Below are 12,650 nucleotides of genomic sequence, written 5' to 3' on the forward strand. Positions count from 1 at the left end.
TCACGGCTCACCCCGACGGATCCGGGTGCGCCGGCGCGGCCGGGCTATAGTGGCGGTGGCTGCCAGGAAGCCACCGGTCCGCGGGAATGGGCTCAGCCCACCTGGTACGTGCACCACGCGTCACCATCGCTCTCCTTTCGGCCTGAACGAGCGGACATCAGGCGGACGAAAGGAGATCGCCGTGCCGACCTTGGGCATGCCCAACCGCCCCCACCTCGACAGCTTCCGCCGGCAGGCCCGTGCCCTGCAGCGGGCCGTCCGGGCCGGTGAGCCCGACGCCGTCACGCGGCTGGCACGTCACCACCCCGGTGCCCTGCCCGACCACGCCGGCGGGTTCCAGCTCAGCGCGGCGCAGTTCGTCGTCGCTCGCGAGTACGGATTCGCCAGCTGGCCACGGCTCGCGCGATACCTGGAAACCGCGGCTGAACACGGCTGGGACACCAGGCTCGGTGCGGCGCCCGCGGCCGGTCCGGCGGAGGAGTTCTGCCGCCTCGCCTGCCTGACCTACAGCCGCGAGGACGGGCCGGAGCGCTGGGCGCAGGCCCGTCGACTGCTGGCCGAGCGTCCCGATCTGACCACCCAGGACATCTGGGCCGCTGCGGCGGCCGCCCGCCCGGACGACGTCGGCCGACTGCTCGCGGAGCAGCCGGGGCGGGTGGCCGAGCGGGGTGGCCCGTTCCGGTGGCGGCCGCTGTTCTACCTCGTCTACTCGCGATTCGACGAAACCGTGCCGGCCGAGCGGGTGCTCACGGTCGCCCGGCAACTGCTCGACGCCGGCGCCGACCCGGACGACGGCTACCTCTTCGACGCCCTGCCGTCACCGTTCACGTTGCTGACCGGGGTGTTCGGCCACGGCGAACTGGGTCGGCGGAGTCAGCCCCGCCACCCGCACTGGCAGGCGTTGGGCCGGCTGCTGCTCGACGCGGGCGCCGACCCCAACGACGCCCAGACCCTGTACAACAGGATGTTCGAGCCGGACGACTCGCACTTGGAGCTGCTGTTCGAATACGGGCTCGGTACCGGCGACGGCGGCCCGTGGAGGACACGGATCGCCGAGCTGGCCACGCCCGCGCGGTTGCTGCGCACCCAGCTCCGCTGGGCGGTCGAGCACCACCAACCCGCCCGCGTGCGGTTGCTGGTCGAGCACGGCGTCGACTTCCACTCGCCGTTCGAGGACGACGGGCCCGCGTGGAGTCCCGGCGACGGCAGGACACCGGTCGAGCTGGCCCGCCTCAACGGCGACGTGGAGATCGCCGACTACCTCGTCACCCGAGGTGCCGCGCAGCCCGTCCCCGATCCGGTGCGCGAGCTGATCGCTGCGGCGTTCCGCGCCGACCGGCCCACCGTCGACCGAGTCCGCGCCGAGCATCCCGACGCCGTGGCGGAAACACGCCGCAGCCGCCCCGGGCTCATCGTGTGGGCGGCGGCCCGCGCGTCCGTCGAGACGGTCACGTTGCTGGCGGAGCTCGGCTTCGACGTGAACGCCTACGGCCGCGGCGATGCGCCGGTCGAAGAGGCCTGGGAGACCGCACTGCACCACAGCGCGATGGCGGGCAACGTCGAGCTCACGCGTCGGCTGCTGGACCTGGGCGCGGACCCCGACCTCCGCGACCGGCGCTTCGACGCGACCCCGCTCGACTGGGCCCGGCACTTCCACCAGCTGTCCACCGCCGACCTGCTCGGACCAGTCACCGCTCGCCCTGTGAGCGGCGACTGAGCCGGTGGTCCCGCTCCCGTCGCGCATTCCGCCGACCGACCGCCGTCAGCAGGAGCCCCGCCCGATTCTGACGGCACCGACTGGGCTGACGCGTGCCTACGTGGCGTTAGCGGATCGACTTAGCCGGAGCCACCACGCTGGCGCGGCACCTGGGGATCAGGTGGGCAGGCCGGCCAGCCAGCGGTCGGCCTCGGCCGACGAGCGCAGCCGCACGACCGACACACCGGTCAACTGCGGGGGTGACAACCGCAGTGGCAGTTCGCGGCTGTGGCGGCGGTGCGAACTGATCGCCCACCGGACCAACGACTTGCGACCGAACAACGCGCCGAGCGTCTCCTTGTTGCCCGCCCACAGTTCGGTCCGGCGGATGATGCGCCCCAGGGTGCGCCGGATGATCCTGGGCAGGATGATGGTCAGCGGGATGTCGAGCCAGATGATCGTGCGCGCCCGACTCCACAGCATGTCGCTCACCAGGTCGATGTAGTTGCCGTCGACCACCCACGTCTTCCCGGCGGTCTGCTCGGCCACCCGCTCCCGGAAGACCTCGACCGGCACACCAGTCCAGTTGGGTCCGTGGTGCAGGCCGTCGAGCTCGACGTGCGGCGCCCCGTTTCGCCGCGCGAGCTTCTTAGCCAACGTGGACTTCCCGGATCCGCAGGTGCCCAGGATGACGACTCGGTCCAGCACGTCGGCGTCGGGCTTCGCTGTGGTTTTCTCACTCATCTTGGAGCTGTCCCTCGTCTCTTGATCCACGCGGCCGCAGGCCGTCGTCCGCACCGCACCTGCCGACCTCGCATCGCACGCCAGGTCAAGTGCGAGGTCGAGCGCCCCGGCGGATGAGTCATCTTTCAAGCTACTTCCGCGGTTCTCACGAGTTCGCGTCGTGGCCTGCTGTCGTCAGGATCCTGAGGCGTTGTCGATGTAGGCCTGTAGCGCGTCGGCTTCGTCGTGCTGGTCGAGGTCACGTAGAACCTGGACGAGGTTTCGCGTGGTGCGCAGAGTTTCGGGGTGGTCTTCGCCGAGGACGTGGCGGCGTCGGGTGAGGGTGTCCTCGTTGAGTTCGCGTGCGGCCTGGTAATCACCCAACACATGTAGGTGGAGGGCGAGGTTGTTGGCGGAGGCGAGGGTGTCGGGGTGGTCTTCGCCGAGGACGCGGCGGCAGCGGGTGAGGGAGTCTTCGTTGAGTTCGCGTGCGGCCTGGTAATCACCCAACGCGTGCAGGTCGACGGCGAGGTTGTTGGCGGAGGCGAGGGTGTCGGGGTGGTCTTCGCCCAGGACGCGGCGGCAGCGGGTGAGGGTGTCCTCGTTGAGTTCGCGTGCGGCCTGGTAATCACCCAACGCATGTAGGTAGAGGGCGAGGTTGTTGGCGGAGTTGAGGGCGTTGAGGTGGTCTTCGCCGAGGACGCGGCGGTAGCGGGTGAGGGTGTCCTCGTTGAGTTCGCGTGCGGCCTGGTGCTCACCCAGCTCGTGCAAATAGGCGGCGAGGTTGCTGGCGGAGCTAAGGGTGTCGGGGTGGTCGTCACCCAGGACGCGGCGGGAGCGGGTGAGGGTGTCCTCGTTGAGTTCGCGTGCGGCCTGGTACCGGCCCAGGGTGGCGAGCCAGATGGCCAGGCGGGTGGTGGTGCCGAGGGTGATGGGGTGGTCGGGTCCGTGGTGGTCGCGGGCGATTCGGTGTGCTCGTTGGGCGTGGGAGAGGGCTTGGAGAGGTTGTCCGCTGGTGCCCAGGTAGGTGGAGATGTCGTCGAGCAGGTCGATGAGGGTGTCCTGGTGGGTGGTGAGGTGATTTTGTCGGTCGGGTGCGGTGGTGGTGAGCAGGTGGGGCAGCAGTCGTTGCCATTGTGGCCACACCGCGGGGTTGTTCCACGGTTCGTCGGGCATGTTGTGGTGCATTAGGAGCAGGGCTGTGGCTGGCCACGGGTGTGCGGTGGTGGCCTGTGGGTGGGTGGGGTTGGTGCGGAGCAGGGCGGCGGGGACGCGGTGTAGTTGCAGGTTGTCGGTCTGGACGCGGGCGAGTGCGCGTCGGCGCAGGATGCGCATGGTGTCGGCGATGCGCAGTGGGTCGGCGGCGACGCCTGCGAGGGGTTGGGGTAGTAGGTCGGGGTGGTCGGTGATCAGGGTGAGGGGGACGGGTTCGGGGGCGAGCCAGGCGAGCAGGGTGAGTAGTTGCAGTGCGGCGGGATCATGGGTGGCGAGGGCGTCGAAGGCCAGTGACCAGGAGGCGGTGACCGACGTGCGGCCTCCGGGTATGTCGTGGTCGTGTCCGCGTTGCAGCAGGTCCTGGGCGCGTGAGTCCAGTAGTTCGAGGTATTGGTCGGGGGTGAGGTCGCCGTCGGTGAGCAGGGCGGCGGCTTGGTGCAGTGCGGAGGGCAGTCTGCCCAGGGCGTCGCCGATCGCGGTGACCTGCGCGTCGGTGAGGGTGGGGGCGTGGGTGTGCAGGAAGCGGGCGGATTCGTCGGCGGTGAACACGTCGACGGGCAGGGTGGTGGCGACGCCGTCCCAGTGGGGGTGGCGTGAGGTGATGGCGACCCGGACCTGGCCGCCGGGCAGGTACGGCGTGAGGAGGTCGGGGTGTTCGGCGTTGTCGAACACCAGCAGCACCCGCTCCCGGTCCCGCAGTTCGCCCAGCACGCGCGGCACCGCCGCCGCGACGGGCTCGTCGGCGCCCACCAGCCGCAGCGCCTGCCCGAGCAGCACCAGCTGCGCGGGGACGAGGTCGGGGTCCTCGGCGGAGATCCACCACACCACGTCGTAGTCGCCCGCGTGGCGGTGGGCGTACTCGACCACCGTGCTGGTCTTGCCGACACCGCCCATCCCCGCGATCGCCGACACCACCACCGGCCCCTCCCCGGCCAACGTCTCCGCCACCCCGTCGAGTAACTCGCGGCGACCGGTGAAGCCCGCCACCCGGGCCGGCACGTTCCACACCCGCACCGCCGCACCGGTACCGGTGGCGGGTTCGGGCCGAGGCAGGCCCCGCAACGCCCGGAACACCGCCAGCTCCAACGCCTCCGGCGAGGACACCACCGCCGCGGTCAGCCCGCTGTCGTTGACCCGCTCGCGGAAACCCTCCTGCCGCGCCGCGTACTTGACGTCCCTGGTCAGCGCGACCGGCCCGACCGTGGCCTCGTCCAGCAGGAACACCAACCTCGGGATGCCCAACTCCCCGGCGGTCTCGAACTCCAACTCGGTGTAGGACACCTCCGGCCGGTCCCGCACCGGCATGCCGTACCGGAACCCCGCCACCAGCACGTACACGTCCGCACCCGCCACCGCCTCACGACACACCACCGCCGGAGACGTGTCACGCGCGGCGAAGTAGGCCATGTCCACCACCACGTCACCGGCCTGCGTCACCGCCGACTCCACCGCCGCCACGAACGACCGCTCCACCGGATACGCCCGCAACTCCGAGGTATGACTGATGAACACCCGCCGAGCCGACCCACCCACTAGCCCACCCCCACACCCCGGACAACACCACGACACCCACATCGTCCCGACAACCCACCACGTTGCACCACACAACACGCGGTCACCGGCGTAGGGGACGAAGCGAATACCTTCACTGATCCGCGGTGGTTCGGTCGAGCGTCTCGATCTGTCGTCGGACACGTGTCGCGTCGTCGGTGCGGCCTTGGCGGTCGAAGAGGTCGAGTGCCTCCGTCCACGCGATTCGTGCTTCCGGGCCGCGTCCGAGGGTGACGAGCGGGTGGCCGAGGTGTTCGAGGATGTCGGCCGTCCCGGTGGGGTAGTCGATGGCGCGGCACAGGTCCAAGGCCTGCTGGTAGAGGTCGACGGCGTGGTCGTGGCGGTTGGTTCGGTGGGCGATGTGGCCCAGGCTGTCCAGGGTGCCGGCTTCGCCCTCGACATTGCCGTTGGCGCGGTGCCGGTCCAGGGCCTGCCGGCAGTGGAGGTCGGCGGTGTCGTGGTCGCCGAGGAGGGTGGCGAACCAGCCCACGGCGCTGAGCGCGTCCGCCTCCCACACCGGCTGCCCGATCTCGCGGTACAGCTCCAACGCGCGGCGGGCGTGGGTGAATGCCCGGGCCGGGTCGCCCACCCGCTCCCAGGCGCCGGAGAGGTCGTAGTGGGTGTGAGCCTGCTGGGTGTGGTCGTGGTGGGCCTCGGCGATGGTGAGCGAGTGGTCGAGGTTGGCGATGGCCTGCTCGTGGCGGCCCAGTGCGGCGAAGGCGCTGCCCAGGTGGCGGTGGACGCGGGTGCGGACGGCCGGGCCGGGCAGGTGGTCGGCGATGTCGGCTGCGGCCTGCCACGCGGCGAGGTCGTCGTAGTGGTGGCCCTGCCGGTAGTGGAAGGTGTTCAGCGTCCACGCCAGGTGCCACACGGTGTCGTAGCGGTACTGGGCCGTGGCGGTGTGCTGGGCGGCCAGGAGGTGGTGGCGTTCCGTGTCGAGCCAGGAGAACGCGGCGTCGGCGTCGGCCAGTGGCTGCGGGTGGGTGCCGGGTGCGGGCGGGTCGAGTGCCAGCGGGTCGTCGTGAGGGCTGATGAGCAGGGTGGCCGTGTGCGCGGTGTGCAGGTAGAAGTCCACCACGCGCGTGAGCGCCGCCGCGCGGTCCTCGTCGGGAATGTGTCGTGCGGTGGTGGCGGCGTACTCGCGGACGAGGTCGTGCATCGAGTAGCGGTGGTGGGCGTCGCACTTCAGCAGCGAGGCCTCTGCCAGCTGCCGCAGTACGGTTGCGGTGTCGTGTGACGACCGGTCCAGCAGGCTCGCCGCCGCGTGCCGGCTGATGTCGGCGCCCGGTGCGATGCCGAGCAGTCCGAAGGCGACGCGCTGGTCGGGTGTCAGGGCCGTGTACGACCAGGACAGCACTGTGGGCAGGCTGGTCATCGGATCGTCGTCGTCCAGTGCGCCCAACCCCAGCTCTCGCAGTTCCGCGGCGATTTCCGCCGGCATCGTGGCGGGTCGTGCGGCGGCGCGGCCCGCCACGATGCCCAGGGCCAGCGGGAGACCGCTGCACAAGCGGACGATGTCGTGGATCGCGACGGGATCGGCCTGCGCCGGGTCGAGCCGGCGGCGCAGCAGCGCGCGGGCTTCCTCGTCGCCGAGCACGTCCAGGGACAGGTGCCGGGCACCGTGGCGGGTGATGAGCCGGGTGAGCACCTTCCGGCTCGTCACCACCACCGTGCACGCGCGACCACCCGGCAGCAGGGGCTCCACCTGCTCGGCATCGGCGGCGTTGTCCAGCAGCACCAGCATCTTCCGGTCGGCAACCAGGCTGCGGTAGAGCGCGGTCTGAGGGGCCAGGCCGACCGGGACGCGCTGTGGCTCGACGCCGAGCGCTTCCAGGAAGCCCCGGATCACCGGCTCCGGCGCGAGGTGGTCGCCCTCGGGGCTGAAACCGCGCAGGTCGACGAACAACTGGCCGTCGGGGAACGAGTCGGCCCGCAGGTGGGCCCAGTGCAGCGCGAGCCAGGTCTTGCCGATACCTCCCGCGCCGCCGATCGCGGAGATGAACACGGTGGCCCCGTCGAGCGCTTCGTCCAAGCGGTCCAGCTGCGGCAGACGGCCGGCGAACTGATGTGGCGCGGCGGGGAGTTGGCGCGGTACCACGCGCTCGGGCGGCGTCGCGGACGTGATGGTGAGGTCGCCGTGCACGGTGCCGACCTGGACGAGCGTGCCGACCTCCCTCGCCCTCGCCTCGTTGACCACCGGCTGGGGATCAGGGGATCCGGTGTCCGGTTCGGCTTCCTCCACGACGACACCTCCGGGACCCGACGGGCAGACCGACACAGCGTGCCCCGGTCGCGCGGAATATCCGCCGCACGATTGCGGTCGTATCCCTGCGTGACGGGCCGCCCGGCGTCGCAGGCAGGCAGGTGGGGTGGGGTCACCGTCGGTTGACCGGTGTGATCGGACCGGGTGGGAGTTCCGGTATGGCGGCCAGCTCGGCTGGTGGCCGGCCGGGGTGCACGATGCCCAACTGGTGGGTGGCCCTGGTCATGGCGACGTACAGGTCGTTGTGGCCCAGTGGTGCGGTGCCGAGGATCTCGGCCGGGTCGGCGATCAGGACCGAGTCGAACTCCAGGCCTTTGGCCTGGTCGGGGGTCAGCAGTACCACCTTGCCGGTCAGGTCCGGTGGGGTGGTGAGGCACAGCGCGGCGGCCAGGGGCTCGATGTGTGCGCTCGCGGCGATGATCGCGAGTTGGCCGTCGGTGTGTGCCGCGGAGAGGTCGGTGATGACCGTGGCCAGGCCGGCGCGGGTGGTGCCGATCCTCCAGGGTGTCCTGCCGGTCGAGCGGACCGACCGGGCTGGAGGCGTTCCGGGGTGGTGGGCGGCGAGCAGGTCCGCGGTGGCGTCCATGATCTCGGCCGGGGTGCGGTAGTTGACCGTGAGCCGGGCGAGTTCCCAGCGGTCCTGGACGTGTGGCCGCAGCACGCGGTCCCACGACGAGGCGCCGGCCGGGTTGCCGGTCTGGGCGAGGTCCCCGACGATGGTCATCGATTTGGTGGGGCACCGGCGCATCAGCATCCGCCAGGCCATTTCGGACAGTTCCTGGGCCTCGTCGACGACCACGTGCCCGAACCTGGCGTGGTCGTCGCCCTGGCCGACGAGGGCGGCGGCCTCGTCCAGCAAGGGGACGTCCGCGGCGCTCCAGCCGTCGGCCCGCTCAACCGGGAGGTCCGACACGAGGTCGGACACCACGTGCTGCGGGGTCAGCGTCGGCCACAGCAGGTCGAGCGCGGCCTGGACGCCGGTGTCGGCGAGCAGTGAGTCCCGCAGGCCGGCCCGGTCGGTCTCGTCCAACAGGGTCCTTGGTCCGTCGTCGAGCTCGTCGTGGTCGATCACGACACCCGCGGCGGTCAGCGCACGCAGATCGGCCTCGCCGAGCCGGCCGTCCGGGCTGCCGCCGTCGATCGCCTCGCCGGTGTCGGTGAGCACGACCGCCTCCATACCCTCGATCAGGCGCCGCGCGAGCTCGTCCACGACTTCCCGCTGGAAGACCAGCCTGGCCTGGTTGTGCGGAAGTCCGGTCCGCCTGGCCTTGCGCACGGCACGGCCGCAGCTGCGCGGGTCGAGCCTGAGCACCTGCTGCTCGAATTCCACGTCGACCGGGTGGTCCGGTGTCCAAACCCGTGACCGCACCGCCGCCGCCAGCCGTTCGGCCATGACCGCCTCGCCCTTGAGCCGGGCGGTCCCGGGCGGGTCCACCCGGCCGACCTCGACGTCCGGCCGCAGGTCGGCGATGGTCGCGGTCACCACGCTGTGCTCGCCGAGACCGGGCAGGACCTGGCCGATGTAGTCGAGGAAGATCCGGCTGGGACCCACTACCAGGACACCGCGGGTGCGCAGGTGCGGGCGGGCGTAGAGCAGGTAGGCGACCCGGTGCAGCGCGACGGCCGTCTTCCCCGTGCCGGGACCGCCCTGCACCACCAGCACCCCACCGGACGCGTGCCGGATGATCCGATCCTGTTCGGCTTGCAGGGTGGTCACGATGTCGTGCATCCGCCCGGTTCGCTGCGCGGTCACCGCCGCCAACAACGCCGCCTCGCCGACCAGACCGTCGTCACCGGCACCGGCGGGGTCCAGCAACTCGTCGTCGAGCGCGACGACCGTCCGGCCTCGCGTGGTGATGCGCCGCCGTCGCCGCACCCCCTGCGGAGCGGTCGCCGTCGCGGTGTAGAACGCCCGGGCCACCGGAGCGCGCCAGTCCACCAGCAACGGTTCACCGCCCTCGTCCCGGAACAGGCCGAGCCTGCCGATGTGGACGCGCCGACCGTCGTGCATGTCCAGCCGCCCGAAGCACAACCCCTCCTCCACCGCGTCCAGTCGCCCCACCTCCGCCTGCCAGACGGACACCGCCTCGCCGTCCCCACCGGCCCGCGCCGCCACCAGCCGCTCGGCCGCCTCCTCGCGCAGGGCGTCCAGCCGGGCGTACAAGCCCGCCACGTACTCCTGCTCGACGTCGATCTCACGATCGAAGCCCCCACCGGTCACCGCCACGCGATCCCCCCAGCTCGACGTTCAGTGCCATCGAGCGTGCACGGTGGCACTGGGGGAAAACAGTCTTGTTCTTCCCCGTCATCTCAGCCGCCCATGTCAGGCAGCCGCCGCCGGCCTCGCGATGCCGACCCCACACGCACGCCACGCTCACCGGTAGAAGTGGACGATCACCGGGACGCTTGCCGTCGTAGGGCGTGGTCGCTGGTGTCATTCCAGGCGGAACGTTGCCCGGTAGGCGGTGGGGGTGACGCCGAGGACCCGGTGGAAGTGTCGGCGCAGGGTGGTGGCGGTTCCCATGCCGCAGTTGGCCGCGATCTGGTCGATCGAGGCGTCGGTGCGTTCGAGGAGTTCCTGGGCGCGGGTGATCCGCTGGTGGTGGAGCCAGTCGAGTGGCCCGGCCTGGAGTTCCGCCCGCATGCGGCGGGCGAATTGGCGGGTGCTGAGGTTGGCGTGTCCGGCGAGGTCGCGCACGGTCAGGGGCTGGTCGAGACGACCGCGTGCCCATTCGAGGGTGGGTGTGAGGCCGTCCGGGCTTCGTGGCTCGGCGGGTGGGGTGATGAACTGCGCTTGACCGCCGCTGCGGTGGGCGGGCACGACGAGCCGCCGGGCGATCCCGTTGGCGACGGCGGCGCCGAGGTCGTGACGCACCAGGTGGAGGCAGAGGTCGAGTGCCGCGGTCTTCCCGGCCGAGGTGAGCACGTCGCCCTCGTCGACGTAGAGCACGTCGGGTCGGACGTCGACCTGCGGGTAGCGGCGGGCGAGGTCCTCGGCGTGCATCCAGTGCGTCGTGGCGACCCGGCCGTCGAGCACCCCGGCCGCCGCCAGGACGAACGCGCCGGTGCACAGGGAGGCGATGCGGGCGCCGCGGTCGCGGGCCGTGCGCAGCGCGTCGAGGAGCTCCGGGTCGGGGTTGTCGTCGAGGTCGTCGGACGAGGGCACGACGACGGTGTCGACGTGCGCGATCCCGGCGTACGACGTGGTCGGCAGGTGCGCCAGCCAGGGGTGTGGGGCACCGTCGGCGGTGCAGACCACGAGGTCGTACCACGCGCCGGTGGGGGACAGCTCCGAACGGTCGACGCCGAAGATCTCGGCAGCGATCGCGATCTCGTACAGCATCGCCGAGCCGTGCATGACGAGTGCGACCCTGAGCATGTCTCATATTGTACGGTCCAGGTCGTTTCGGACACTCGTGCCGGCCCGGTGTCACGCCCGACGATGGTCTCGTGAACGCGACCAATCGAGTCCTTGTCTACGGCGCCACCGGTCACACGGGGCGCTTCGTCGTCGACGAGCTGCTGCGGCGCGGGCTGGTTCCCGTGCTGGCCGGCCGCAGCGCTGAGCGCCTGTCCGCCGTCCCGACGCGCCACGCGGCGCTGGACCGGCGGGTGGTGGGCATCGACGATCCCGACCTGCTCCGACGTGCGGTGGCCGGTACCGGCGCGGTCATCAACTGCGCCGGTCCGTTCCTCGACACGGCGCTCCCGCTCGCCCGCGCCGCGGTGGAGGTCGGCGCCCACTACCTCGACGTCACCGCCGAGCAACCGGTCGTGCAGGCCCTCTACCGCGACCTCGACGCCCCTGCCCGAGCCGCGGGTGTCGCCGTCGTCCCCGCCATGGCCTTCTACGGCGGTCTCGCCGACCTGCTGGTCACGGCCGCGCTCGACGGTGAGTCGCGAGCCGACGAGGTCGACGTCGCGATCGGCCTGGACCGCTGGTGGCCGACCGCCGGCACCCGGATCACCGGCGAGCGCAACACCGCGACCCGCTTGGTGATCCGCGGCGGCGCACTGACCGCGCTGGAAAGCCCCGCACCGTCCGGTACCTGGTCCTACCCGTCACCGCTGGGCGACCAATCGGTCGTGCAGCTGCCGTTCTCCGAGGTGATCACGATCGCTCGCCACCTCGACGTGGGCGAGCTCCGCTCATACCTCAACACCGCCCCGCTCGACGACCTCCACGACGCCGCCACACCGGCGCCGAGCTCGACCGACGAGCAGGGACGATCGGCACAGCGGTTCGTCGTGGACGTCGTCGTGCGCCAGGGCGCGGACACCCGGCGGATCAGTGCGAGCGGGCGCGACATCTACGCCGTCACCGCGCCGATCGCCGTCGAAGGCACCGTCCGACTCCTCGACGGACGCCACCGCGGCCCGGGCGCGGCGGCGCCCGGCGAAGCGTTCGACGCCGCCGACACCCTCGCCGCACTGACGCGGAACGCCCGTGCCATCACGGTCCGGTCCGACCGGCAACCGTCCGCGGCAATCCGATAGCCGACGACCGGTTCTCGCCGGTGCGGTGGGCGCACGCCCGGCTTGTCCGATCACGTGTCGTGGGGATCAGGTCGGGAAGCTGCCGCCGTGGGACGCCTCCTGCACGCCGTTCCTGGTCAGCCACGCCCACGCGTCGGCGATCGAGTCGGGTTGGAAGCACCCGAGACCGCCGGGAAAGGTGCACAAGCTGAACACCGGCACGTGCACCGACCAGTGCGCGGGCTGGTCCGCGCACGACACCCCGGTGCCGCCGATCCCCCAGGCCCTGGAACCCGCGAAGTCTTGGGAGACCGACACGGAGACGGTGGCGGTACCGGTGGTGGTGGAGCAGGTGGCGGTGCCGTCGACCCACACCCCGTTGGGGTTGGAGACGACCGAGAGGCCGGTGATCGTGATGCCGGCCGCCGCTCCCGCCGGTGCGGCCGGCACCAGCGACCACGCCACCGCCGCCAACACCGTCACGAACAACGCGGCACGGGATCTGGCTCTCATGACGGCACCTCCGGTAGTGGGTCGGGCCACGGTAACGAGGCCGACCCACCCACCACAGGCGTCGGAAGGGTGACGGCGCCACTGCGCGCCGACCGCTTCCACGGCCCCGTGGCAGCCACCGGCACATGCGGCTCGATCAGCGCCCACTCGGCATCGGTCAGGTCGAAAAGCGCCACATCCGTGCTACCAGCCCCACCAGCACACCACCGGGCC

Annotated in this window: 8 protein-coding genes; 2 read left to right on the top strand and 6 right to left on the bottom strand. The window is 71.5% G+C overall.

All coding sequences use genetic code 11. The annotated features are described in order from the left end of the window. Positions 1–181 precede the first annotated feature (181 nt). Positions 182–1,717 (top strand): ankyrin repeat domain-containing protein, encoded by a 1,536-nt coding sequence (locus tag AB0K14_RS25780; RefSeq protein WP_360459241.1) that lies wholly within the window; start codon positions 182–184, stop codon positions 1,715–1,717. Between the two features lie 156 nt (positions 1,718–1,873). Here the strand turns inward: AB0K14_RS25780 and AB0K14_RS25785 are convergent, their stop codons facing one another. The 5 genes from AB0K14_RS25785 to AB0K14_RS25805 all read right to left on the bottom strand — a co-directional run bounded on the left by AB0K14_RS25785 (position 1,874) and on the right by AB0K14_RS25805 (position 10,827). Further along, a complete protein-coding gene (locus AB0K14_RS25785; protein WP_360459243.1) occupies positions 1,874–2,440 on the bottom strand; it encodes a hypothetical protein in 567 nt (188 codons plus the stop codon). 174 nt (positions 2,441–2,614) lie between these two features. After that, positions 2,615–5,146 (bottom strand): FxSxx-COOH system tetratricopeptide repeat protein, encoded by a 2,532-nt coding sequence (gene fxsT, locus AB0K14_RS25790; RefSeq protein ID WP_360459245.1) that lies wholly within the window; start codon positions 5,144–5,146, stop codon positions 2,615–2,617. A gap of 133 nt (positions 5,147–5,279) precedes the next feature. After that, complete coding sequence (locus AB0K14_RS25795) at positions 5,280–7,427, bottom strand: tetratricopeptide repeat protein (RefSeq protein ID WP_360459247.1); 2,148 nt, start codon at positions 7,425–7,427, stop codon at positions 5,280–5,282. A gap of 133 nt (positions 7,428–7,560) precedes the next feature. After that, positions 7,561–9,669, bottom strand: coding sequence for a UvrD-helicase domain-containing protein (locus tag AB0K14_RS25800; protein WP_360459249.1), 2,109 nt, complete (start codon positions 9,667–9,669; stop codon positions 7,561–7,563). 213 nt (positions 9,670–9,882) lie between these two features. After that, positions 9,883–10,827: a helix-turn-helix domain-containing protein gene (locus AB0K14_RS25805; RefSeq protein WP_360459251.1), complete on the bottom strand. Its 945-nt coding sequence runs from the start codon at positions 10,825–10,827 to the stop codon at positions 9,883–9,885. A gap of 71 nt (positions 10,828–10,898) precedes the next feature. Between AB0K14_RS25805 and AB0K14_RS25810 the strand changes: the two genes are divergently transcribed. Next, complete coding sequence (locus AB0K14_RS25810) at positions 10,899–11,945, top strand: saccharopine dehydrogenase NADP-binding domain-containing protein (protein ID WP_360459253.1); 1,047 nt, start codon at positions 10,899–10,901, stop codon at positions 11,943–11,945. 66 nt (positions 11,946–12,011) lie between these two features. On the opposite strand, the gene AB0K14_RS25815 is transcribed toward AB0K14_RS25810, so the two are convergent. Continuing rightward, complete coding sequence (locus tag AB0K14_RS25815; RefSeq protein ID WP_360459254.1) at positions 12,012–12,437, bottom strand: hypothetical protein; 426 nt, start codon at positions 12,435–12,437, stop codon at positions 12,012–12,014. Between the last annotated feature and the right edge of the window lie 213 nt (positions 12,438–12,650).

Origin of the sequence: Actinosynnema sp. NPDC050801 (assembly GCF_040673975.1) — a bacterium.
Classification (GTDB): domain Bacteria; phylum Actinomycetota; class Actinomycetes; order Mycobacteriales; family Pseudonocardiaceae; genus Actinosynnema.